Annotated in this window: 20 protein-coding genes; all 20 read right to left on the minus strand. The window is 60.0% G+C overall.

Features of this window, described 5'->3' with window-relative positions; translation table 11 throughout:
* Position 1 precedes the first annotated feature (1 nt).
* Positions 2–925 carry a phosphate ABC transporter permease subunit PstC gene (gene pstC, locus I2F59_RS01110; RefSeq protein ID WP_195502930.1) on the minus strand — a complete coding sequence of 308 codons (924 nt, stop codon included), beginning with the start codon at positions 923–925 and terminating at the stop codon, positions 2–4.
* A 1-nt stretch (position 926) separates the two neighbouring features.
* A complete protein-coding gene (locus I2F59_RS01115) occupies positions 927–1763 on the minus strand; it encodes a phosphate ABC transporter substrate-binding protein (protein ID WP_195502932.1) in 837 nt (278 codons plus the stop codon).
* Positions 1760–2560, minus strand: coding sequence for a polyphenol oxidase family protein (locus tag I2F59_RS01120; protein ID WP_195502934.1), 801 nt, complete (start codon positions 2558–2560; stop codon positions 1760–1762). Before I2F59_RS01120 ends, I2F59_RS01115 begins: the two co-directional genes overlap by 4 nt.
* Before the next feature lie 210 nt (positions 2561–2770).
* Positions 2771–3925 (minus strand): cell division protein FtsZ, encoded by a 1155-nt coding sequence (ftsZ, locus tag I2F59_RS01125; RefSeq protein ID WP_117647221.1) that lies wholly within the window; start codon positions 3923–3925, stop codon positions 2771–2773.
* A 199-nt stretch (positions 3926–4124) separates the two neighbouring features.
* Positions 4125–5273, minus strand: a complete 1149-nt coding sequence (locus I2F59_RS01130; RefSeq protein ID WP_229065257.1) for a cell division protein FtsQ/DivIB — start codon at positions 5271–5273, stop codon at positions 4125–4127.
* Between the two features lie 73 nt (positions 5274–5346).
* Positions 5347–6258: a UDP-N-acetylmuramate dehydrogenase gene (gene murB, locus I2F59_RS01135; protein WP_006234257.1), complete on the minus strand. Its 912-nt coding sequence runs from the start codon at positions 6256–6258 to the stop codon at positions 5347–5349.
* Between the two features lie 5 nt (positions 6259–6263).
* Positions 6264–7682 (minus strand): UDP-N-acetylmuramate--L-alanine ligase, encoded by a 1419-nt coding sequence (gene murC / locus I2F59_RS01140; protein ID WP_195502936.1) that lies wholly within the window; start codon positions 7680–7682, stop codon positions 6264–6266.
* A 97-nt stretch (positions 7683–7779) separates the two neighbouring features.
* Positions 7780–8895, minus strand: a complete 1116-nt coding sequence (gene murG, locus I2F59_RS01145; RefSeq protein WP_161144734.1) for an undecaprenyldiphospho-muramoylpentapeptide beta-N-acetylglucosaminyltransferase — start codon at positions 8893–8895, stop codon at positions 7780–7782.
* Positions 8885–10378 (minus strand): putative lipid II flippase FtsW, encoded by a 1494-nt coding sequence (gene ftsW / locus I2F59_RS01150; protein ID WP_195502937.1) that lies wholly within the window; start codon positions 10376–10378, stop codon positions 8885–8887. Before ftsW ends, murG begins: the two co-directional genes overlap by 11 nt.
* Positions 10379–10414: 36 nt before the next feature.
* Positions 10415–11821, minus strand: a complete 1407-nt coding sequence (gene murD / locus I2F59_RS01155; protein WP_195502938.1) for a UDP-N-acetylmuramoyl-L-alanine--D-glutamate ligase — start codon at positions 11819–11821, stop codon at positions 10415–10417.
* A gap of 9 nt (positions 11822–11830) precedes the next feature.
* Complete coding sequence (gene mraY, locus I2F59_RS01160) at positions 11831–12850, minus strand: phospho-N-acetylmuramoyl-pentapeptide-transferase (protein WP_006234262.1); 1020 nt, start codon at positions 12848–12850, stop codon at positions 11831–11833.
* Between the two features lie 3 nt (positions 12851–12853).
* Positions 12854–14278 (minus strand): UDP-N-acetylmuramoyl-tripeptide--D-alanyl-D-alanine ligase, encoded by a 1425-nt coding sequence (locus I2F59_RS01165; RefSeq protein ID WP_195502939.1) that lies wholly within the window; start codon positions 14276–14278, stop codon positions 12854–12856.
* Between the two features lie 126 nt (positions 14279–14404).
* The gene (locus I2F59_RS01170) at positions 14405–16105 is read right to left on the minus strand and encodes a peptidoglycan D,D-transpeptidase FtsI family protein (protein WP_324249573.1); all 1701 of its coding nucleotides are present in this window, start codon (positions 16103–16105) and stop codon (positions 14405–14407) included.
* A gap of 182 nt (positions 16106–16287) precedes the next feature.
* Positions 16288–16758: a hypothetical protein gene (locus I2F59_RS01175; RefSeq protein WP_195502940.1), complete on the minus strand. Its 471-nt coding sequence runs from the start codon at positions 16756–16758 to the stop codon at positions 16288–16290.
* Positions 16759–16848: 90 nt separating this feature from the next.
* The gene (gene rsmH, locus I2F59_RS01180) at positions 16849–17814 is read right to left on the minus strand and encodes a 16S rRNA (cytosine(1402)-N(4))-methyltransferase RsmH (protein WP_006234266.1); all 966 of its coding nucleotides are present in this window, start codon (positions 17812–17814) and stop codon (positions 16849–16851) included.
* A gap of 20 nt (positions 17815–17834) precedes the next feature.
* Positions 17835–18269 (minus strand): division/cell wall cluster transcriptional repressor MraZ, encoded by a 435-nt coding sequence (locus tag I2F59_RS01185; protein ID WP_006234269.1) that lies wholly within the window; start codon positions 18267–18269, stop codon positions 17835–17837.
* A gap of 462 nt (positions 18270–18731) precedes the next feature.
* Positions 18732–19673 (minus strand): site-specific tyrosine recombinase XerD, encoded by a 942-nt coding sequence (xerD, locus tag I2F59_RS01190; protein WP_195502941.1) that lies wholly within the window; start codon positions 19671–19673, stop codon positions 18732–18734.
* A gap of 2 nt (positions 19674–19675) precedes the next feature.
* The gene (locus I2F59_RS01195; RefSeq protein ID WP_055286060.1) at positions 19676–21337 is read right to left on the minus strand and encodes a CTP synthase; all 1662 of its coding nucleotides are present in this window, start codon (positions 21335–21337) and stop codon (positions 19676–19678) included.
* A gap of 178 nt (positions 21338–21515) precedes the next feature.
* Positions 21516–21854 (minus strand): helix-turn-helix domain-containing protein, encoded by a 339-nt coding sequence (locus I2F59_RS01200; RefSeq protein WP_161115922.1) that lies wholly within the window; start codon positions 21852–21854, stop codon positions 21516–21518.
* Between the two features lie 256 nt (positions 21855–22110).
* Positions 22111–23592, minus strand: a complete 1482-nt coding sequence (locus tag I2F59_RS01205; protein ID WP_006234276.1) for a DUF1846 domain-containing protein — start codon at positions 23590–23592, stop codon at positions 22111–22113.
* Positions 23593–23941 lie beyond the last annotated feature (349 nt).

A 23941-nucleotide genomic window follows, 5' to 3' on the forward strand; every position in this document is an offset into this window, starting at 1 on the left:
CCTACCCCCTCTTCTTGGAAATCAGGCGGACGATACCCACCAGTGCAGCGGAGATGATAAACAGGACAACGCCCATGCCAAACAGAGCCGAGCGGTGCAGGCCCGAGGAATAACTCATATCGAGCGCGATCTGACTCGTGAGCGTTGAGATAGGGCTCGAGATGCTATCCGGAATGACCGGGGCGTTGCCCACGACCATCAGTACGGCCATGGTCTCACCGATGGCGCGACCCATACCCAAAACGATGGCGTCCACAATGCCCAGCTTGGCGGCCGGCAGCACGACTTTGTAGATGGTCTGCCACTTGGTGGCACCCATGGCATAGGATGCCTCGCGAATGCCCATGGGAATGGAATTGAGGGCATCGATGGTGAGCGTGGTGATGGTGGGAACGATCATGATGGCGAGCACGAACCACGCCGTCAGCGCGCCAAAGCCAAGACCGCCGGTCAGCTGCGCGATAAACGGACGGATGATGACCATGCCAAAGAAGCCGTAGATGATGGAGGGGATGCCCGCCAGCAGGTCGACGGCGGGGCTGATGAGCCTGCGCACGCGCTTGCTGGCGATCTCGACCAGATACACAGCCGTGCCCACACCCAGGGGCACACCCATGGCGAGCGCACCGACAGTCACCAGACCAGAACCCGCCAGCAGCGACATAATGCCGTAGTGGCCCTCAGAGGGTGCCCATGTAAAGCTAAAGAAGTCCGCCAGGCCGATGTCGGTAAAGACCGGCAGCGCCGAGTACGTGGTAAAGACAAAAATCAGGATGACGGTGACGACCGCCAAGAACGCGCAGGCAAAGAAGATCCACTGCAGCGCCTTCTCCTTAAGATAGGTGCTGCGCGACACCAACGCCAACTCACGCTTTTTGGGCACCCGGGTCTCCTGCTCAATCTGGGGGGTTTCCTGTGCTTCCACGCTACTCACTCCCCTTTCCGTCGTTGGTGACGGGAATAAAGCCCGCCTCGCGAATCTGCTTGTCCATCTTTTCGGACGTCACATAGTCGATGTAATCCTGCGCCTGCTGCGAAGGCGTCCCCTTCACAAAGAAGTAAAGGTCACGCGAGATGGGATAGCCGCCACTTGCGACCGTCTTCTCGGATGCCTCGACATGGTTGACCGAAACGGCCTTGACCGAGGTCTTGGCGTTGAGGCTCTCGACAAAACCCAGCGAGATGTAGCCAATGGCGCCACGCGAGCGAGACACGACATCGCGCACCTGGCCCGTGCCCGAAAGAACAGCCGAGCGGCGATCGAACGGCGTGCCGTCCATCACGATGGTACGGAAGGCCTCGCGCGTACCGGACGCCTCGTCGCGGTTGATAACCTGAATCTTCAGGTCCTCTCCGCCGACTTCTTTCCAGTTGGTGATCTTGCCGGCGTAAATATCGCGGAGCTGCTCGGTCGAGAGATTGTCGACCGGGTTGTCGTCGTTCACGATGACTGCAATGCCGTCGTGTGCGATAACGATAGGCGTCAGGCCCAAATCCTGCTCGTCGGCATTGAGGCCACGAGACGAGCTGGCGATGTCGGCGGTGCCGGCGCTAACAGCTTCGATGCCAGCAGATGAGCCAAGGCCGGAGACGAGCACGTCGATGCCGGTCTCTTCCTTAAAGCCCTCGGCCGCGATCTCGGCAATGGGAAGGCAGGTGGTCGAGCCGGCCACGGTAATAGAAGAAGTAGAAGATCCCGAGGAGCAGGCGCACAGCGTGAGCGCGAGCACTGCTGCACTCAGGACCGATGCGATCTTTCTCATAGCATCACGCCGATCGCAGCATGGCGCCCACAGGTCCCGCCCTCGTTGCGATAGGAATAAAAGCGGTCGTTTTGACGCACGGTGGAAAGTTTGGTGTCCACAATGCCATTCACATCGACACCGGCATCCACCAGCGCCTCGCGAATGGCGGCGGAAAGATCGAGCATACGGGAAGCGGTAGCATCGATGCACGCGAACTCGGCGGCAAAGCGATCCATAAGTTCTTGGGACACCTCATACTCGTCGCCCAGGATATGGGGCCCAATATAAGCAGAGATGTCCTCCGGCGTGCAGCCAGCCGCCTCGCAGAGTGCTTGGCAGGCCTTGGCGGAAATGCGTGCAATCGTGCCCTTCCAGCCAGAATGCACCACGGCAAAGCCGCCGGGAGCCACCAGCACCACGGGAACACAATCGGCAAAGCAGAGCATCACGGGCACCTTATGCGCCGTGCAGACGAGGGCATCACAGCCCTCGGCAATCTGCTCACGAATGTTCTCGAGATCTTCGGCGCCGTTCGAGGTCACCGTCACGACATGGTCACCGTGTACTTGATTGGGGACAAGCAAGTTGTGCTCGCACTCGGCGGCACCCATGGCCTCGAGTACGCGGCGACGATTTTCTTGAACGGTAAAGGGGTCATCGCCAACATGCGAGCCCAGATTGAGCGAGGAGTACGCATCTTCGGAAACGCCACCGGTGCGCTCGGTAAAGGCAAAGCGGACATCGTGCGTCGCGCCCTCTACCAACGTAACTCCATCATGGTCGACACGCGAAACGTTGTCCGCACGTGCTGCCATACTAAAGCCTCCTAATAACACAAGTATCGCGGCGAAGCCGCAGCAGTCCGTGTCATACGGCTGCCATACTTCTTTAAAAGCATACCCGCAGCGGTAGGGACCAAACGTAAAGGGAACGTAAGGAGATTGGAGGCTTTCGTTTACAAACGAGAAACAAAAAGGGCGCATCCATACGGACGCGCCCCTGTGCAAAACAATGCGAAGAACGACTTAGAAGCTGCCGCGCTTGAGGAAGTCGGGAAGCTCAAACTGATCGTTGCCAAAGTTGGGCAGCTCGGTACCACCGACGTTGCGAGTCGGGGCAGCCTGAGCGGGGCTGGCAGCCGGAGCAGTGCGCTGCGGCTCAGCAGAAGCAGCAGCCTTGCTCTGGGACTGCTGGGCAGCGAAGAGCTCGTCCTGACGGTTGACGTTGGAGTCGGAGAAGCCCGTAGCGATAACGGTGATGCGCACCTGGTCGCCCAGGGACTCGTCAACAACGGTACCGAAGATGATGTTGGCCTCGGGGTCGACAGCATTGGCGACAACGTCGGCGGCGTCGCTGATCTCCTGGATGCCCAGGTCCTTGGAGCCGGCGATGGAAAGCAGGACGCGCGTGGCGCCATCGATGGAGCTCTCGAGCAGCGGACTGGAGATAGCCTGCTGGGCAGCGTCGACGGCACGGGTGTCCCCAGAAGCGGTACCGATACCCATCATGGCGGTACCGGCCTGCTTCATGATGGTCTTAACATCGGCGAAGTCCAGGTTGATGATACCCGGGACGGTGATGAGGTCGGTGATGCCCTGGGTGCCCTGAGAAAGGACGCCATCGGCAATTGCGAAGGCCTCGAGCATCGTGGTCTTCTTCTCGGCGATGTCGAGCAGCTTGTCGTTAGGGATAACGATCATGGTGTCAACGCAATCGGAGAGGGTCTTGATGCCCTCCTCGGCGCTCTTCTTGCGCTTGCGACCCTCGAAGGTAAAGGGCTTGGTCACGACGGCGACGGTCAGCGCGCCGACCTCGTTCATCGCGATATCGGCAACGATGGGAGCGGCGCCGGTACCGGTACCACCACCCTCGCCGCAGGTGATGAACACCATGTCGGCGCCAGCGAGCGCCTCGGCGATATCGTCGCGGGACTCATCGGCAGCCTTGCGGCCAACCTCGGGGTTGGCGCCGGCGCCCAGGCCGCGGGTAAGGTCGGTGCCGATGTGCACCTTGATATCGGCATCAGAGATCGCGAGCGCCTGAGCATCGGTGTTGATGGCAACAAACTCGACGCCGCGGATGCCCTCTTCGATCATTCGATTGACCGCGTTGGTACCGCCGCCGCCGACGCCGACCACCTTAATGACGGCAAGGTAGTTGTTGATCTCTGTCTCGTGCATGTCGGTCCTCCGAACAAAGGTTATAGCCATAGCATGGGTTGACCCCTGCGCACATTAACCTTCAGGTTGAAAGTAAATGCAAAGGTAAACCGTATTATGTTTGCACATTATGAGTGTTTCAGTCAAATAATTGACCGTGAAAACCAAACAAACCAGATAAACGGCGTGGTATGGCCCCTTAACAAAGCCGTTTAGGATGCTAGGCGGTCGGTGCGTTCCTAAACGTGTAGTTGCCCGGAGAGCGCACATTGATATAGGTTACGCCCTCTACCTGCGAAAGCAGCTTGGTCACGATACGTTCTTTCTTGGCGATATCGTCCGAATCGCCCAGCGACACCTCGACGCCGTTGTCGAGATTTGCCGAGATAGCCTCAACGGAAGGCGTGGAAATATCCTTCACTTGGCCCAAGAACTCGCTCGAAAAGCCGCGTGCGTAATCCAGGCCGGCCTTGACGGCCTTGGAGCTCACCGCCCGACCCGAAACCGGTGCGACATCGGCCGAGACATCAGTCAACGGCACGGCGCCGTAGTGCTTGGCAAGCGCCAGGGCCGCATCGATGCCGGTCAGGGTGTTGGCACCCTCCCCCGATGTAATGACGTTCCCCTGGTCGTCCACCTCGACAGACGTCGACAGCGGAGCGATCCAGGTGTCATCGTCTCCGATAGCCCAGGCAAGGTCGTCGGAGCTGATATACGCAATGGCGATAACTTTACGCTCCGTCGGCGTGATGATAAGCGTATGGGGAAACTGGCGCTGGACATCCACACCCGAGACCCACGGGTTTTGCTTGAGGCCCTCGGTAATCTGATCGGGATCCACGTTAAAGAGCGACGTGTTCTCGGGAAGACTGATGAGCTGCATGGCGTCGTGCTTGGTCACATGCTCGCTGCCATGAATCTGAATATCGGTGGCGGCGAACAAGCCGGAGTTGATGACGACGATGGCAACAATGGCAAGTACGGCCAAGGCTGCCAGGATGCCGCCCGCGATTTTGCCCTTACCTTTAATGGCAGAAGCGACGTCGGTCGTCTTGCTTGCCATGGCACCAAGCGATGACAGAGGATTGATGCCCTTTTTTGCCGAAGACGCCTTGGCAGCGGGCACCGATGTCAGTGAACGCGGCTTAGCGCCAGCCAACGTACGGCCGGCATGCGGCGCACGAGCTCCCAGCGAAGGTCTGGGCGTCGCCATGGGTCGGGAGGTCTTGGTGCCCATCGCCGGCTTGGGCGTCACTGAAGGACGCGGAGCCGGACGACTCGTCTTTTTAGAAGCGGGGCGTCCTCCCAGCTGCGAGCCGACGACCGGGCGCTTGGCAGGACGAACGGGCCCAACAGACTTGGAGGGCATGGCGGGCTTATGTTGAGGCTGGGCAGGTGCGCCGGAACGCCCTCCGGCGCGGCGGAAGGTTGGTTTCGATGCTCTAGAAGCCGAGGAATTTAACTTCCGGTCTGAGCTCGATGCCATACGCCTCCCTCACCTTTCCGTGCACATGTCTGATAACCGCGGCAACGTCATCGGCCGAGGCAGTTCCGTTATTAACGATAAAATTAGCGTGAACGGGCGAAACTTCCGCGCCGCCAATCGAAAAACCCTTTAATCCACAATCCTCGATAAGCTTGCCCACACTCGCATCGGGCGGGTTACGAAAGACCGACCCGCAGGATGCGCGACCCATGGGCTGCGTACGCTTGCGCCTCGTCAGGTACCGTTCCATGCGCTCGCGAATGTCGGCCTTGGGCGCCGGTTTAAGCTTGAGCACGCACTCGAGGATGATCTCATTGCGGGGAAGGCTACATTCGCGGTAGCCCCAAGTGATCTCGGACCCCGCATAATGCTTGATACCGGATGCCGGGTCAAACGTTACGACATCCTCAACCAGCGAGCCAATCCACTCGGTCCGTGTGCCGGCATTCATAGATATCGCACCGCCAACCGAGCCAGGGATGCCAACGGCAAACTCAAGGCCCGAGAGGCTACGCGACAGGGCATCGTTGACCAGGCGCGCAAACATCACGCCCGCACCGACCGTCAGCGTACAACCGTCATCGGCAACAACCGTGCGCTGAAACTCACGTCCGAGCGAAATGACGGCGCCGCGATAACCGCCATCGGCAACCAGCAGATTGGAGCCCTTGCCGATGATGACCCACGGCACCTGCTCGCGATCGAGCACCGCCACGGCGCGGCGAAGGGCATGATAGCTATGGCACGTCACAAAGAGGTCGGCCTTGCCGCCGATACGATAGCTCGTATGACGCGCAAGGCGCTCGTCCTCGATCACATCCGTGTCGATCATGCCCGAGAGCGCCATGACGGCGTTAAACAGACCCATTAGAGTTAAGCGTCTTTCTTGGCAGTCAGATACTCAATGAACTCGGGACCGACGGTCGTAACGTCACCGGCACCCATAGTGAGCAGCAGGTCGCCCTCGCCCACCATCTGCTCGAGCTCCTGATTGAGCTCAAGACGGCTGGAGCAGTACACGACCTCCTTGCCAGGATGCTTGGCGCGCACGGTATCGGCGAGCATCTTAGAGGTAACACCCGGAATGGGCATCTCGCCAGCCGAGAACACATCAATCAGCAGCAGTTTATCGGCATTGGCAAATGCATCGGCAAAGTCGTCGCATAGGGCCTGCAGACGCGAATAACGGTGCGGCTGGAACACGACGTCGACATGCTTGTAGCCCAGCGACGAAGCGGCAGCAAGCGTCGCCTTGATCTCGGTGGGGTGATGGCCGTAATCATCGACCACGGTGATGCCATCGATATCGCCCACGTGGGTAAAGCGACGGCGGACGCCCTCAAAGCTCGAGAGCGCCTTGGCGGCGGCGTCGATGTCAAGGGCCAGGACATGGGCGACGGTGAGCACCGCCGTGGCGTTGAGCATGTTGTGGCGACCGGGATTGCTCTTGATCTCCACAGCGTGCTCAGTGCCGTCCTCAAAGCGAACGATAAAGTCGCTCTGGATGCCCTTGACATCCGGGTGCATGCAGACGATGTCGTTGCTCTCGGCAAAGCCGTAGGAAAGCACGTGACGGCCCGTCGACTTGGCGAGCTCGACCAGATGCGGGTCCTCACCGCAGACGATGACGGTGCCGTCCTCGCCCACCAGGCTCATGAATTTGGCGAAAGTCGCTTCGATCTCCTCGATACCCGAGTAGTGATCGAGGTGATCGGCCTCGACGTTGGTCACAATGACTACGTTGGGGTTCAGGAACAGGAAGGAGCTGTCGGACTCGTCGGCCTCGGCGACAAAGTAGTCGCCCGAGCCGTTCTTGCCGTTCGTGTCATAGCCCTCGACGATGCCGCCGATCAAGAAGCTCGGATCCAGACCCATGCGGTCGAGCATGGTGGCGCACATCGAAGACGTGGTGGTCTTGCCATGCGTGCCGGCAACAGCGACGGTGGTGTAGCCGTGGCCCAAAGCAGAGAGCATCTTGGCACGGGGCCACACGGGAATACCAAGCTCGCGAGCGCGCACGAGTTCGGGGTTGGACTCCGGAATAGCGGTGGAGACAACAACCACGTCGGGCTTGACCTCGTCGATCGTGGCGGCCTCATGGCCCACATGCACCTTCACGCCAGCGCGGGTAAGCTGGCGGATATAACGTGACGTCTTAAGGTCGGAGCCGGTAACGGCATAACCGCGCTCGTGCAGAACGAGGGCGATGCCGCTCATGCCGGCGCCGCCGATACCGATAAAGTGGGCGCTCTTAAACTCGGGCGCGGAGGTTGCAGTCTGGGAATCAGCCATGTGCTCGTGTACTCCTTGCGTAAACACTGCCTGTAACCCGTTAACTGTACCGCACCTACCGCATCAGCGCGAGGGCGACCGACGATATCCCGTCTAACTAACGCAAACCCTCTACCGCATCCGCCAGAAGAGCGGCGGCCCTATCCTGAGCCAGACCACGCGCCGCCTGACGCATGGCATCGCGCGCCGCCGCGTCATCGACCAGGTGCAGCAGTTCATCGGCAAAGGCAGAACCGTCGATATCGGCATCGGCGCAGAGCACGCCGGCCCCGGCGTCGACCAGATACCGGGCATTGGTGGTTTGGTGGTCGGCCGTCGCATGCGGGTACGGCACGAGCACCGAAGGCACGGCGAGTGCAGCGATCTCGGCCACGCTCGATGCGCCCGAACGCGAGAGCACCAAATCGGCAGCAGCCAGCATATCGCCCATGTTGTCGATGTAAGGCTGGACGCGGTAATGCTTCGCCTCCTCGGGCGTCAGCGCCAAAGCGCGCTCGGTCTCCTCAAAGCCGTCGGCACCCGTCGAATGCAACACATAGAGGTTCTTGCGCGAAAGCAGCTCGTTTTTGAGCGAAGCCACACGCTCGTTGAGGTGCTGGGCGCCAAGTGAACCGCCAAAGACGAGCAGCAGCGTAGCGTCCTCGGGAACGCCAAGTGCCTTGCGGCCGCGAGCGCGATCGCCCTCGATCACCGAGCGACGTACGGGGTTGCCGGTCATGAGCACGTGGTCAGGGTCACCTTCGCGCTCAAAGACCGAACGCGCTGCCGGCACCGAGATGCACACGCGGGCGGCGTGGGAGTTCATCATCTTGTTGGCCAGGCCCGGAACAGAGTTCTGCTCATGCAGCAGATACGGAACGCCCGCGCCCTTGCACCACCCCAGCAGCGGAACCTCGACATAGGCACCAAAACCAATGGCGGCATCGGGCTTGCCGACCTTTGAGAAATGACTGGCGAGCGCACGCTTGGCTTTGTTGACGCGCCACAGCGAGGTCAGCGCCGTCCAAGGACGGGAGCGGTCGAAGCCAGTGACCGTAATGGGCACAAAATCAAACCCAGCCTCGGGGACCAGACGACCCTCGAGCTTGCGCGACTGGCCCACGAACACAACGTGGTGGCCACGATCACGCAGCTCTTCGGCCAAGGCGAGCGCGGGGTTGATGTGTCCTGCCGTGCCGCCGGCTGCAATAGCAACGGTCATCTTATCGGTCATGGTAGTCCCTTCGTACACGCGGTCCCTGGTCGTCGGTGCGCAGACGCGCCGACGGGTCCGAGTTCAAATCGATTCGATTATATCCGCCGCCCGCGTTGCGAGGGCTGGGGCGCTGAGGACGACCTTGCGGCGCCGTTCGCTGACGCGGGCGGACTGCCGGCTCGGTCGCAGAGCCATCCAGGACGGTAAAACCGTTACGCGAAGATCGCTCGCCGCGCACGTGGGGCACGCCAGCGGTACTCTCATCCATAACGGCAAAGCTCTCGCGGCGACGGTCGTACTCATCGCGACGGGCGCTCTCGTACGAAACGCGCAGGATCAATCCGGCAAGCATAAGCGACACAATAATCGACGAACCGCCGTAGCTAATAAACGGCAACGGTTTGCCCGTCATGGGAAACACGTTGAGGATGCCCAACGCGTTAATCAAAAACTGCACCGCGAGAATGACCGCGGAGCCAGACGCCATAAGCGCGCCCCGACGATCGGTCGCCTGCTCGGCAATGCGAAACGCCGAATAGATCAGCATCGCAAACACCGAGAAGAACAGCACGGTTCCGACAAAACCGACTTCCTCGCCAATGATGGCCAGGATGTAGTCATTGTGCGCCTCGGGCAGATACGAGTACTTCATGGTTGAGTTGCCGATGCCACGGCCGAACAGACCGCCCGAGGCAAAGGCCATGATGGCAAGCGTAGCCTGATAGCCGTCACCATACTCGTCGGCCCAAGGGTTCAAGGCAACCTGAATACGCACCATACGGTACGGCTCTGCAACAAGCGCAATCACAATCACGAGAATGCCGAAGATTAGCACGCCGATGATAAATCTGGGGTCGAGACCCGCAAACAACGCCATGCACATGAGGGTCAACAGGATGATCAGGACAGTACCGAAATCGGGCTGGATAAAGATCAGAAAGAGCGAAATGCCCAAGTAGATGCCCATCTTGCGAAGGAATTCGTTGATGTTGCCACCGGGCGAAAAGAAACGATCAAGCATGATGGCCGAATACGCAATGGCAAATGGCTTTAAAAACTCGGAAGGCTGGAACTGAATGCCGGCAATGTTGAGCCAGCGCGTGGCGCCACGGCTGCCGCTGCCCACCAAGAACACCAGAAACAGTAGCCCTATCATGCCTATGAGGAAGATCCTGAGCACGTCTTCCCCAAACCAACTGTCCGGCAAGATGCGCACGATGGCAACCATAGCCAGCACGCCAACTCCGGCAAACGCGGCTTGTCGAAACAGAAAAAACGTCGCCGAGCCATTCTCGTGCAGCGCCTCGACCGAAGACGCCGAGTACACCATCAGCAGGCCAAAGCATACCAAGGTAAACAGGCAGGCCATGAATATCAAACGGGGGCGCATGATACGGGCGGGAACGCCGGCAATATAGCGTTCGCTAAACGTCTGCCCGCCGCGACCGGAACGCGGTGTGCTGCGCCGCGAGGAAGCACGGTCCGAGTCGGGCCTCCTCATACCTTGTCGGGGGCTCTCCTCTCTCACCGGCAACCCCTATTCCATTTGCGATTTCGCCGCAGCGGCAAGCTGGGCCACATAGTCCTTAAACACGCGGCCGCGCTCCTCATAGCCCGAGAACTCATCGAACGAAGAGCAGGCAGGAGAAAGTAAGATCACGTCGCCACGGCTCGACAGCGAACGGGCGACGTCCACGGCATCGCGCAGGTCATCCGCCTGGGCGATATCCACGTCACCATCGACATCGGCCTCGTCCATAGCGGCGGTAAAGCGCTCGCGCGCATCGCCAAAGCAAACGACCGAGCGCACGTTGTCCATAACGACGCGGGCAAAGTCCGCAAGCGGCGTACCCTTATCGTGGCCGCCGAGCAGCAAGATCACGTCGTCATCGGGAAATGCCGTCAGTGCCTTCTCGACCGCATCGGTGTTAGTCGCCTTGGAATCGTTGACGTAGCGCACGCCATCGATCTCGCCACAGGGCTCAACGCGGTGCTCCAGCGGCTGGAACGATGCCAAACCACGGCAAATGCCCTCGGGATCGGCACCGACGGCCAAAGCAGCCGTGGCAGCACATAGGGCATTGATGACATTGTGATGGCCCGAGATCTTGAGCTCGGAAGTGGCGACAAGCTGAGTCTCGACGCCCTTCAGGCGGACGACCAACTTGCCGTCGCGCACAAAGGCGGCGTCTGCACCCTCGGGCTCGTCAAAAGCGACCTTGCAGATGCGGCGGCCCGGCATGTAGATGTACTCATCGAACTCATGGATGCCGGCATCCTCAACGTCGATAACCACGAGGTCGTCGTCGACCATATTCTCGAACAACTTGATCTTGGCAAGCGCATAGTTCTTGTGGCTCTTGTGCCAGCCCAGGTGGTCGGGCGTGATGTTGAGCAGCACCGCCACGCGAGGATGAAGCTCGGCGGTCGTAGCAATCTGATAACTCGACAGCTCGGCCACAAACCACTCATTATGTGCGCGGCCGTCGATCTCGTTCACGGGCGGCTCACCGATATTGCCGACGGCCACGCTGGCTTCACCGGCGGCCTTGAGCAGATAATCAGTCAGCGACGTGGTAGTTGTCTTGCCGTTGGTGCCCGTGATGGCAATCCAATTTTGGGGAGACAAGCGATAGGCAAACTCGGGCTCGCCCATAATCTGAGCGGCATGCTCACGCCCCGCCTTAAAGAAGGACGAGAACTCCGAAATACCCGGGCATGTCACGCACACGTCATAGGCGCCCTCGACCTGTTCGGTCCCATAGACAAACGACGCACCAGCAGCCTCGAGCGCACGCGTGGCGTCATTGGGCTCAGAGGTGCCACCGCCATACACGGTAACGGCACTTACGCGCTCGGGATTTGCCAGCGCCCAGCGGGCGACATCGAGACCGGATTTGCCCTGACCCAAAACGAGCAGGCTAAAGACATCAGCAAGAGGCATGAAAGACCACTATCCCAACTGGAAGAACAAAGCAAGGCCAACGGCACCAAAGGCCGCAGCGATAATCCAAAAACGGATGACGACCTTGGTCTCGGCCCAGCCCTTCTTTTCGAAATGATGATGGATGGGCGCCATAAGGAAGACGCGCTTGTGCGTAAAGTGGAAGTAGACAACCTGAATCATGACCGACAGGGTCTCAACGATAAACAGGCCGCCGATGATGAGGGAGACGACCTCGGTGTTGGTCATGATGGACGTGCAGGCAAACGCGGCGCCCAGGGCAAGCGAGCCGGTATCGCCCATAAAGATGCTCGCCGGATAGCAGTTGAACCACAGAAAGCCCAAGCAGGCACCGGCACACGCGGTGCAGAAGATGGACAGGTTCACGTCTCCGTGCAAAAACGCCATGGCAGCCATGGCGAGCATGGCGATCATGGAGGTGCCGCCAGCAAGACCGTCAAGGCCATCGGTCAGGTTCACGGCATTAGAAAGACCGGCGATCATCAGCCAGCAAAAGACAATGTAGAGCCACGGGAACGAAAGGCCGCAGATGGTGGTCGAAAGAACACCGAGGTCAATCGTCAGGCCGCCGGGAAAACGAATCTCGGGGGCGACGCCGCACCAGTTGACGGCAAGTACCGTAAAGGTGACACAGATAATGGTTAGGCCGATCATCTTGGCATGAGGCGTCAGACCGAGCGAGCGCCCGTGCGTAACGGAGGTCAGGTCGTCGATCAGGCCCAGCACGCCGGTCGCCAGCGTGGCGAGCAGCACGAGCACGAGCTCGGTGGTGAGCTTGCCCATCAGCAGGCAGGTCAGCGAGATCGCGACGAGGATGACAACGCCACCCATGGTGGGCGTTCCCTGCTTAACCAAATGACGCTTGGGGCCGTCGGCACGAACCTGCTGGCCGATACCCTCGACCTTGAGCAGCTTGATCCACCACGGCATGAGCAGCAGCGCAATGGCAGCGGCGATGCCAAGCCCCAAAAAAGCCTGATACGTTGGATACGAGGGATTGCCGAACATGGGCTAGCACACACCTTCCACAAAGCGGTCGAGCTCAACAAAACGGGAACCCTTGACCAGTACAACATCATGTTTTTCAAGCGCGCCGCCCATGCGGTCGAGCACCTGCTGATAATCGGAGAACACCTGGATGCGGTCCTCGTCCATGCCCATCATGCGCGCGGCATCGGCCATAAGCTGGGCCAGCTCACCACCCACGCACGCCAGCATGTCGAGCTTCTTGGCGGCGGCATAGGCGCCCACGAGCTCATGCATGCGAGGAGCCTCATCGCCCATCTCGCCCATCTCGCCCAGGATCGCCATGCGAGACCCCGTGCACGAAAGCGAGCACAGCAGATCGAGGCCAGCAGCCATGGATTCGGCACTGGCGTTATAGGAATCGTCGATGACGCGGGCACCGCTCTTGGCGCGCTTGATCTCCTGGCGGTGCCCGGTGATCGTGAGGCCCCTAAAGGCAGCATCGATCTGCTCGGGCGTCACGCCCAGGCGATAGGCAACTGCGGCGGCCTTAACGGCATTTGGGACGGACTGCACGCCGGGGATGGCAAGCATGGTATCGGTCGTCTCACCCTGGCCAAAATCGAGCGTAAAGACCGGACGGCCCTCGTCATCAACACGAATGTCGCGGGCACGGACCTCATCATCGTCCGAGACGCCGGCCAGCATCACATCGATACCAGCAGGCTGGGCGAACGTATCGCGAATGAACGGCGTAAAGTCGTCCTCACCGCCCAAAACCAGCAGCGGCAAGAAGTCGCCGGCGGCGCACATACCCTGGACAATCTCGGCCTTAGCGCGGGCGATGTTCTCGCGGCTGCCCAAAATGCCGATGTGAGAGGTACCAATCTTGCTCACGATGGCAAGGTTGGGATTGGCGGACTGGGACAGGCGCCCAATCTCGTGGAAATGGTTCATGCCCATCTCGAGCACCAGGACCTCGGTATCGGCCGGAGCGGAAAGCACCGTGAGCGGCATGCCGATCAGGTTATTGAAATTGCCCTTGGTGGCCCAGACACGATAGCGCTTGGCGAGCACGGCGGCGAGCACGTCCTTGGTCGTCGTCTTGCCGATGGAACCGGTAATACCAACGACCAGGCAGCCAAGCTCCAGGCGATACGTGTGCGCCAAACGCAGCAGAAACTCCTCGGGATCATCGGTCAGCAGGATGGCGCACCCCTTGTCCTGCGCCAGCGAGACCAGCTCGGCCTCGGGCTCACGCGTCATCACGACGGCGCCGGCACCCGACTGGACGGCACGGGAAGCAAAATCATTGCCGTCGACGTTTTCACCGGGAAAGGCGACGAAAATCGTCCCTTCCTCGACCTGGCGCGAGTCGATAACGCACCCGCGGCATACCCGATCGGCTTCTCCCGTCACGGTTCGGGCCCCTGTTGCGGCCGCGAGGTTGTTGACGGCGATCTCTATCATTGCAGCTCCCCTGTAAACCTAATAATGCTATCGGCGTATTGTATCCCAGCGCCGCACATGCGTGGTGCAGGGCATGTGAACACCCTCATATGGGACAACAAACAACGCCCCAAAGATTGTAACCCCCTACTTCGTGTGCGGGATACCCAGCACGTCGAGCGCGTTGGCCATAATGGACTGGAACGGCACCGCAGCGGCATCTGAACCGCTCGGCGTTCCGTCGAGCGTGATATAGCACAGCACTTTGGGCGATTGTGCCGGTGCAAAGCCCATAAAGGACGACATGTAGTTCTCCTTGAGGTAGCCGCCGTTCTCGTCGGCACGTTCGGCCGTACCGGTCTTACCCGCCACGTCATAGCCGTCAACCGCGCCGCCAACGCCCGTTCCCTCGGACACGACCGTCTGCATGCACGATGTCACCTGGGATGCGGCGTCCTCCGAAATCGCGCGCTCGCCTTCGCCCCAGTCCTTCTCGTCGCCTTTGCTGGACTTATAGAAGTGCGGGGTCATCATCACGCCGCCGTTGGCGATGCCGCCCACGGCACGTGCGATCTCAATCGGCGAGACGGACAGCGCCTGTCCAAAGCTCATCGAACCCAGCGTGGCGCCGTCATACTGGTCACGCTCCTTGACGATGCCCAGGCTCTCGCCCGGAAAATCGACACCGGAGCTGTGACCTATGCCCCACTTGTCCACATAGGCGGCAAAGTCATCCGCACCGATCTTGCGCCCCACCAGGACAAAGCCCACGTTGGACGAACGGCGCATCATCTCGCGCACATCCATGGTCATGGCATAGTCGCGCTTGTCGGCATCGGTGACGGTATCGTCACCCACCTTGATGCTCGCCGGCACCTCAAACGACGTACTCGATCGCACGACGCCCAAGTCGAAGCCGGCGCCCGCCACGAGCGTCTTAAAGACCGAGCCGGGCTCGTAGGCGTCGGTGACCAGGCGCAAGTTCATATCCTCGGTCTTGGCGTTTTCCAGATCGGTCTGGTCGTAGGTCGGGTACGAGCAGGCGGCGAGAATTTCACCAGTCGTGGGGTCGGTGACCAAAGCCGAGCCGTTCTTGGCCTTTGTCTTCTCGACAGCCTCCGCCAAAGCATCCTCAGCCGCTCGCTGCATATTGACGTCGAGCGTCGTCACGATGTCAACGCCGTCGACCGCAGCCACCTTTTTATAGGCACCGCCCGCGATATAGCTGCCGTCCCTCGCGCGCTCGCGCACGAGGGTACCATTCGTGCCGGTCAGAAGCTTGTTGTATTGCTTTTCGAGACCCGTCAAGCCGTCGTTGTCTACATTCACTACACCCAGCACCTGCGATGCCAGATTGCCGTATGGATATACGCGCTTCATGGCCTGCTCAAAAAGCACGCCGGGCAGGTTCTTCTTCTCCAGCGCCGCAGCATCGTCTTCGTCCACCTGGCGCTTGATATACACCCAGGTGCCATCGGACTCGACGAGCTTGCGGCAGGTCTTTTTATCGATTCCAGTTGCCTTGACCAGCGCCGACACCGTCTTGTCAACATCCTCGACAAGCTGCGGGTTCACGGCGATGTTGCGACATTCGACCGACGACGCCAGCACGTTACCGTTGCGGTCGTAGATGGTGCCGCGTTTGGCATAGAGGGTCTGTGCAAGCAGGCGGCGCGCATCGGCACGCTCGCGCAGTTTATCGGCTTCGACAATTTGATAGTCGGCAAGGCGAAAGACGCCCAAGCTCAAACCAAGCCCGATGAAGCCCATGATGGCTTTGCGGCGAGGCAGAGGCGTGCCTGTGAGCCATTCGGTCGACGAACTCTTGCGCGACCTGGTGTTATGCATTTGAGGGCCGTCCGAGCCGCGAAGTCGCGACGCCGGGTCGTTGCCACGGGACTGCCCGGCGTTGTAAGATTGCCGACCCGTTCCTTGATAACCAGAACGTCCCCGCGACGAGGGACGTCCAGAACCGCGGCCCCCATCGGAACCGCGGCGATAGTCATTTGTCATACTCAGCTACCGTCTTGCTACTGAGCGGTCGCGGTCGCGTTGGCGCCCGCGGCTGCATCCTGCGAAAAGTCAAGTGTAACGCTCTCGCTGGGCTCCACCATGCCATAAGCGCCCGCAAGGTCGCGAATGCGCGTGTCGGCGCCATAGACCGAATGCATGACCTCCAGGTCGGAGCTCTCATCGGTCGCCTTTTCGAGCGTGCTGGTAAGCTCGGCGTTGCTGTTGAGCACCTGGGCCGTAACGCCGGCGAGCGCCACGCGGGCGACGCCGATCGTCATGAAGATAGCCGCAATGATGCAAAACGTTTTAAGAACGCTCATGAAAACCGGGCTTACCACCTGGTTTGCCTGACGGCCCGCGCCCGTGTAGACATCAAAGCGCGGCGCGCGCTGCTCACGGGGAGCAACGGGCGCCTGCGGCGTCTCACGATAGGCGGGCATGGCGTTCATATCATAGGCGAGTGCTGCGCTTGAAGTGTTGTAGCCCATGATATGCCGCCTCCCATCCCGAGTACGTTGGTAGTGTGTTTAAGCTTCGTTTATGGTGCGAGCGGGAGGTCCAATATCGCGCGGTCGCGTCTACAGACGCTGCGCCACGCGGATTTTGGCTGATCTCGCCCGAGGGTTGCGCTCAACCTCATCAGGCTGGGCAACCAAGGGTTTGCGGGTGATGACCTTGAGTATCGGCACGTTGCCGCACACGCACACCGGAATCTCCGGCGGACACGTGCACCCCTGGCTCATCTCCTTAAAGTGGTTCTTTACGATACGGTCCTCGAGCGAGTGATACGAGATGACGCAGATACGTCCGCCCGGGTTGAGCCACCTGGTGGCGGCATCAAGCCCTCGTTCGAGCACATCGAGCTCGTGATTGACCTCGATGCGAATGGCCTGGAAACTTTTCTTGGCCGGGTGTCCACCATGCCGACGAGCGGCAGCCGGGATACCCGCCTTGATGATCTCGACAAATTGGCCGGTGGTTTCGATCGGTTCTTGCTCGCGGCGGCGCACGATCTCGCGCGCGATCTGCGAGGCGAACTTCTCTTCGCCGTAGACGCGTAGAATCCGGGCGAGGTCGTGTTCGTTATAGGTGTTGATGACCTCAGCTGCGTTTAAGGTGTTATTACCCGGATCCATCCGCATGTCCAATGGGGCGTCCTCGTTATACGAAAAGCCCCTGCCAGGGATATCGAGTTGCGGCGACGAAACGCCCAAATCGAACAGGAAGCCATCGACCCCGGGCACCTCGGCCGAGCAAAGCAGCTCGTCCAAGTCGCCGAAGTTGCCCTTCAGCAGCTGGTGCGGAACGCCGGGAACCTCGCGGTCCAGACGGGCGCCAGCGGCCTCGAGGGCCATGTCGTCCTGATCGACGCCGAGCAAAAGGCCCGTCTCCCCCACCTGCGCGGCCATCTTTACCGAATGGCCGGCACCGCCAAGGGTGCAATCGCAGACAACGGAGCCGCTCTTTAGCCGCAGCGACTCAAGCACTTCGCCGAGCATGACAGGTTCATGCCGATATTCTTGTGTCAAGATCCCACGCTCCATCCGTTACCCGTGCCTTGCCCTTACGAGAAGAAGAGGTCCAGCAGGGCCTCATCGTCATCGTCCTCATCGGCCGCGGCGCGATCCCAAACCTCAAGGTGGTCGTAGTTGCCCACAACCGTGACCTCGCGGTCGAGGTTCGCCTGCTTGCGGAGAGACTCGGAAAGACCGATACGACCGGCGCTGTCCACGTCCATCGACGTGGTGCGCTTGTTGATCGCCCTCATGAGCTTCTGGTCGTTGATGTCACGCGGGTTAAAACCCTCGTGGCCCTCACGACCCGCGAAGAGTCCTTCGACCCACTTATCGAAGGCCTCGGCAGAGAACACGTACAGAGCATCGACATCCAGGGCTTTGAACACGCGAACGTGCTCTCCAAGCTCCTCGCGAAGGGGTGCAGGCAGGGATAGACGACCTTTTGCATCGAGATTGCGCTCGTATGCACCCGTCATTCCCATGTGCGCCCTCCCCTCGGTTACTCAGATGGCACGTACGCGGGGAACCACCCCGCCTGTCGACGTCATCAATAATATGGGGAACCGCCCCATTTTTCAACACCTGTCCCCACCCCTTCCCCCACCCCGCCCCACCACTCCACCCTCAATATGTTGTAAAACACCCCCGAGCATATGTTCGAAAACACAATATGTTGTGTTTGCAGCAAAGGCGTGATGCCACCTGTAGAACCACGCCCGCGAACCTCAACCTTCAAGTTGACCTTGAGGCGATTTTTACGTCCCTTTACACGCCGTTCACATCGCCCCCAAACTCCCCCGCCCACGGTACACACGGCCCACCACCGCGTCGGTGTCTGGCGAAAAATGGGACGGGCCTCAGATTGCCCATGCGCGCAAAAGTGCGTCTCGGCAATCTGGGGCCCGTCCCATTTAATATTTATAAATATGCAGGTCAGCGAGGTGCTAGCGATGTGCTAGCGGATGCGCCGCCAGATAGACCTCGGTCAGTTGCGTTCGGTCGACATGCGTGTAGACCTGCGTGGTCGATATATCGGCATGTCCCAAGATCTCCTGTAGCACACGGAGGTCTGCGCCGCCCGCAAGCATATGGGTGGCAAAGGAGTGACGCAGCGTGTGGGGATGGAGTCCCACCAGCCCCACCTGGCGCCCGCAGCGCTCACAGATGGCATGAATGCCCTGGCGCGACAGACGGCGGCCGTTCTTATTTAAAAAGACCGCCGAGGTCTCGGTTCCGCGGGCATGGGCCGCCAAGCGAGAACGCCCCTCAGTTACATAGAGCGTCAGAGCTCGCGCCGCGCTTCCCACCAGCGGTGACAGGCGTTCCTTTGAGCCCTTACCGCGAACGAGCACAAAGCCATCGTCGATATGGATATCGCCCACATCGAGCCCCACCAACTCGCTCACACGTAAACCGCATCCGTAGAGCACTTCCAAGATGGCATGGTCGCGCAAGCCCATCTCGCCCTCGGGGAAGTCTTGATCGAGCAGCGCCGAGACATCCTCCACCGATAGATACTCCGGCAAACGCTCAGCCTTTTTAGGCAGGCGCAACGCCGCCGTTGGATTTTGGGCCACAGCCCCATCGCGCACCAAAAAGGCATGCAGGCCCTTCACGGCCGCAAGCGCACGCTCCACCGAGGCATCGGAATAGCCCCCATCGCGACGGTCGGCAACAAAGCCCTCCACGACCTGACGGGTCACCTCTTCAAAAGACACAATACCCGCCCGCTCCAGATAGGCGCAGTACGTCGTCAGGTCACGACGATAGGCCGCAATCGTGTTGCGCGCCAAACCCCGCTCGACCGCGAGGTAATCGAGATACTCCCCCGCCGCCACGGCGAGCGACGAGGGAGTAGCTTCGGTATGTTCCTTATTCGCCGGCACCCTTAGTCCGTAGCGAGGTTCATGGGCGTCACCTGCAGACGGTCGACACCCTCGTGCTGGCCGATCGAAGCGCGCACGAACTCGCGGAACAGCGGCTGCGGGTTGGTCGGGCGGCTCTTGAACTCGGGATGAGCCTGGGTTGCCACATACCACGGATGCACGTCGCGCGGCAGCTCGACCATCTCGACCAGGCGCTCGTCGGGCGACAGACCCGAGATAACCAAACCGGCGTCCTCGAGCTGGTCACGGAAGGCGTTGTTGAACTCAAAGCGGTGACGGTGACGCTCGTAGACGAGCTCCTCGCCATATGCCTCGCGAGCAAGGGTATCGGCGGCGAGCTTGCACGGATAGGCGCCCAGGCGCATGGTGCCGCCCTTCTCGGTCACGTCCTCCTGCGAGCTCATCAGATCGATGACGCTAAACGGGCCGTCCGGATCGAACTCGGAGGAGCTGGCGCCGGCAAGGCCGACGACGTTGCGGGCGAACTCGCACACGGCCACCTGCATACCCAGGCAAATGCCCAGATACGGAATCTTGTGCTCACGGGCAAACTCGGCCGCGAGGATCTTGCCCTCCAGGGCGCGCTTGCCAAAGCCGCCGGGGACCAGGATGCCCGAGGCGTCGCCCAAAACCTCGGAGACATTCTGCTCGTCGAGGCTCTCGCCGTCGACCAGCTGGACGTCCACATGGCGATCGTAGAAGACGCCCGCATGGTGCAGGGCCTCGATAACCGACAGGTACGCATCGGGCAGCTGCGTGTACTTACCCACGACGGCGATCTTCACCTTGTCGGCGTGATGGTTGGCGTGATTCTGTTTGCGCAGGAACTCGTTCCACTCGCTCATGTCGCGCTCACGCGGATCCAGACCCAGGCGTTCGCAAATGCGCAGGTCAAAGTCCTGCTCGGCAAGCAGCTGCGGAACATCGTAAATGCTCGCGCAGTCCTCGTTGGTAAAGACGCAATCGGTGTCGACGTCGCAGAAGCTTGCGATCTTTCCGCGGATAGCGTCATCGATATGGTGGTCGGAGCGCAGCACGATGATATCGGGCTGGATGCCAAAGCTGCGGAGCTCCTTGACGGAATGCTGCGTGGGCTTGGTCTTGACCTCGTGGGCGGCGGCGATATAGGGAACGAGCGACACGTGGATGTAGCAGACGTTCTCGGGGCCGGCCTCCTTGCGGTACTGGCGGATGGCCTCGACAAACGGCTGCGACTCGATGTCGCCGATCGTGCCGCCCAGCTCGGTGATGACTACATCGGAGCCGGTCTGCTCCTCGATGCGGCGGAACTTGTCCTTAATGGCATTGGTGACGTGAGGAATCACCTGCACGGTACCGCCCAAAAAGTCGCCGCGACGCTCGCGGGCGATCAAGCTCTTATAGATGGCGCCGGTCGTAAAGTTGGAATCGCGGGTCAGGTTCTCATCAATAAAGCGCTCGTAATGACCCAGGTCCAAGTCGGACTCGTAACCATCCTCGGTAACGAAGACCTCACCATGCTGGAAGGGGCTCATGGTACCGGGGTCGACGTTCAGATACGGGTCGGCCTTCTGCATCGTTACTTTGTAGCCACGCGACTTGAGCAGACGGCCCAGCGAGGCCGCGGTGATACCCTTGCCCAGGGACGAAACCACGCCACCGGTTACGAACACATGCTTGGTCATATTGAGTTACCTGCGCTTCCCGTAGAAGTTGTTTATCCACATCTTACGGGTCTTCATTGTAATACTCGCGCCGCGGACCGTTCGCAATTTTTCTCGCGTGCGATTGCATTTCTCAATCTTGAAACAAAACGCCGCCCGGTTTCCCAGGCGGCGTCGCTGTGGCAAGGGTTACATGCTGCTATCGATCAGCAACCTCGTCCTCAAGCATTTCTTGAACGAGCATGCCGGTACGGACGCCCTCAAGATACCACTCGCCACGTTCGGTGAGGCAAATGCCATTTGCAAGCTGACCGCCGTCGTCGCTATAACGCGAGACGACATCAATCATGCCTTCGGAATCCAAGCGATCGATTGCGGCGCGGACACGATACGGCGAAACCCCCACGCGCTCGGCAAGCGTTTTGCGCGAGAAACCATACGGCCCGCCATTGTCTTCGGTTTGCTGGTCGATCTCCATCAACACCAGCACCTCGACACGCTTCATATCGTTGACACTCGCACGACCCTTGCCCGCCATAGCAGCCTCCTCAAACCGAGCACGAGCATCTAACGCGCCGTGCGCGACCGACACACCTCACGATGGCAGGTAATATCCATCATGCGGCATCCCGCTAAGGATGAAACAGTTACGGTTATTGTATACCGCTCAAATTGTTTCTAGGCAGGTAAACAGCTATTTTTCGCCGAAATAGGCGCTTTATTGATCAAAAAGCCGTACCGGGCGCTAACCCGATACGGCCAAAATGCAATGCAATTACCGCGGTGCTTCAAACTTAGCGATGGAAGAAACCGCGGCGCTCAAACTTGGGCTCGCAGCACACGTTGATACCCAGTTTGCGCAGTACCGTCTCGTCCGTCGGCGAGATAATCACGCTAAAGAAGGCATCGCAACCGCGCAGCTGCTCCAGGCCCGAAAGGACGCGAGCGGCCGTCTCACTCGTGGCCGAGGTGATCGACAGCGCCATAAGCGTCTCGTCGGTGTGGAGGCGCGGGTTTTTGCTGCCCAGGAAATGCGTCTTGAGCTTGCTGATGGGCTCGATCGCCTCATCGCTGATAACCTCGAGCTCAAGGTCGACGCCCGAGACGTGCTTGAGGGCGTTCATAATGAGCGAACTTGCGGCGCCCAGGCGCGTGGAGGTCTTACCGGTCACCACGGAGCCATCGGGCATGACCATGGCACCCACGGGACCACCCGTCAGTTGCTCCCTGGTGAGGGCCGCCGAGCGCGCCGGTGAGTAGTTCTTATCGATGCCGGCTTTCTTCATAATAATCTTGAGACGGTCGACTTGCTCATCGCCCACGCCGGTACGGCGCACATTTTCGACCGCGGTAAAGTAGCGGCGGACAATCTCCATCTTGGAAGCGTCGCGGCAGGCATCGTCATCGGTGATGGCAAAGCCGACCATATTGACGCCCATGTCCGTAGGGCTCTGGTAGGGGCTCTTGCCCAGGATCTTTTCCATCAGGGCACGGACTACCGGGAAGGCCTCGACGTCGCGGTTGTAGTTGACCGTGGTCTTGTTGTAGGCCTCAAGGTGGAACGAATCGATGATATTGGCGTCGTCGAGGTCAGCCGTGGCGGCCTCGTAGGCAATATTGACCGGATGCGTCAGAGGAAGATTCCAGACCGGGAAGGTCTCGAACTTGGCATAGCCGGCGGCGGTACCGTGCTTATGCTCGTGATACAGCTGCGAGAGGCAAGTAGCGAGCTTGCCCGAGCCGGGGCCGGGTGCCGTCACGACAACGAGCGGACGCGTGGTCTCGACAAACTCGTTCTTGCCGTAGCCATCGTCGGACACGATCAGATCGACATCGTGCGGATACCCCTCGATGGGATAGTGCAGCTTGGCGGGAATACCGAGCGCGTTCAAGCGGTTGCGGAACACATCGGCAGCAGGCTGGCCGGCGTACTGGGTGATGACCACAGCCGCGACGGCAAAGCCGTTGCCGCGGAACAGGTCAACCAGGCGCAGCACATCCTCGTCATAGGTAATGCCAAGGTCACCACGAGCCTTGTTTTTCTCGATGTGGTTCGCGTTGATCGCGATGATAACCTCGACATCGTCGGCGATGCTCTTGAGCATGCGGAACTTGCTGTCCGGTTCAAAACCCGGCAGCACGCGGCTCGCATGATAGTCATCGAACAGCTTGCCGCCAAACTCCAAATAGAGCTTGCCACCAAACTGTGAGATGCGCTCCTTAATGTGAGCAGCCTGCAGCTCGATATACTTCGCGTTGTCGAAACCCTGGCGCATATATGGCTCCCGTCCCGTTTCCATTTAATGTTCTAGGCGATTATAACGGAGCCCGCCCTCCCCGATACCCAGACCATCAACAGGCACCAACCAAACACGCCCACCGCAACCACCGGGGACCCGGGGTGGCTAATTTTGGGTGGGGCTATTTTGACTGCCCATGAACGAGGGACAGCCAAAAAGCCCCACCCCAAATCAGTTACCTTTGTACCAACGAGGGAAACGTCACAACTGGAGCGTAAGTCAGCGAAAGCCCACCAGAGCGAGCAAGGTGACGTGAAAGAGGAGGGCATGGTGCAAAGTAACCTGACACCTTTGCACCAACAAGGGAAACGTCGCAGGTTGAGCA

Origin of the sequence: Collinsella aerofaciens, assembly GCF_015556945.1 — a bacterium.
Classification (GTDB): Bacteria; Actinomycetota; Coriobacteriia; order Coriobacteriales; family Coriobacteriaceae; genus Collinsella; species Collinsella aerofaciens_AO.

Bases quoted from the DNA above. Each gene is read 5' to 3' on its own strand.
- I2F59_RS01115 (WP_195502932.1), bottom strand. From the start codon at position 1,763: ATGAGAAAGATCGCATCGGTCCTGAGTGCAGCAGTGCTCGCGCTCACG.
- I2F59_RS01120 (WP_195502934.1), bottom strand. From the start codon at position 2,560: ATGGCAGCACGTGCGGACAACGTTTCGCGTGTCGACCATGATGGAGTT.
- ftsZ (WP_117647221.1), bottom strand. From the start codon at position 3,925: ATGCACGAGACAGAGATCAACAACTACCTTGCCGTCATTAAGGTGGTC.
- I2F59_RS01130 (WP_229065257.1), bottom strand. From the start codon at position 5,273: ATGCCCTCCAAGTCTGTTGGGCCCGTTCGTCCTGCCAAGCGCCCGGTC.
- murB (WP_006234257.1), bottom strand. From the start codon at position 6,258: ATGGGTCTGTTTAACGCCGTCATGGCGCTCTCGGGCATGATCGACACG.
- murC (WP_195502936.1), bottom strand. From the start codon at position 7,682: ATGGCTGATTCCCAGACTGCAACCTCCGCGCCCGAGTTTAAGAGCGCC.
- murG (WP_161144734.1), bottom strand. From the start codon at position 8,895: ATGACCGATAAGATGACCGTTGCTATTGCAGCCGGCGGCACGGCAGGA.
- ftsW (WP_195502937.1), bottom strand. From the start codon at position 10,378: ATGAGGAGGCCCGACTCGGACCGTGCTTCCTCGCGGCGCAGCACACCG.
- murD (WP_195502938.1), bottom strand. From the start codon at position 11,821: ATGCCTCTTGCTGATGTCTTTAGCCTGCTCGTTTTGGGTCAGGGCAAA.
- mraY (WP_006234262.1), bottom strand. From the start codon at position 12,850: ATGTTCGGCAATCCCTCGTATCCAACGTATCAGGCTTTTTTGGGGCTT.
- I2F59_RS01165 (WP_195502939.1), bottom strand. From the start codon at position 14,278: ATGATAGAGATCGCCGTCAACAACCTCGCGGCCGCAACAGGGGCCCGA.
- I2F59_RS01170 (WP_324249573.1), bottom strand. From the start codon at position 16,105: ATGCATAACACCAGGTCGCGCAAGAGTTCGTCGACCGAATGGCTCACA.
- I2F59_RS01175 (WP_195502940.1), bottom strand. From the start codon at position 16,758: ATGGGCTACAACACTTCAAGCGCAGCACTCGCCTATGATATGAACGCC.
- rsmH (WP_006234266.1), bottom strand. From the start codon at position 17,814: ATGGAGCGTGGGATCTTGACACAAGAATATCGGCATGAACCTGTCATG.
- I2F59_RS01185 (WP_006234269.1), bottom strand. From the start codon at position 18,269: ATGGGAATGACGGGTGCATACGAGCGCAATCTCGATGCAAAAGGTCGT.
- I2F59_RS01195 (WP_055286060.1), bottom strand. From the start codon at position 21,337: ATGACCAAGCATGTGTTCGTAACCGGTGGCGTGGTTTCGTCCCTGGGC.
- I2F59_RS01200 (WP_161115922.1), bottom strand. From the start codon at position 21,854: ATGGCGGGCAAGGGTCGTGCGAGTGTCAACGATATGAAGCGTGTCGAG.
- I2F59_RS01205 (WP_006234276.1), bottom strand. From the start codon at position 23,592: ATGCGCCAGGGTTTCGACAACGCGAAGTATATCGAGCTGCAGGCTGCT.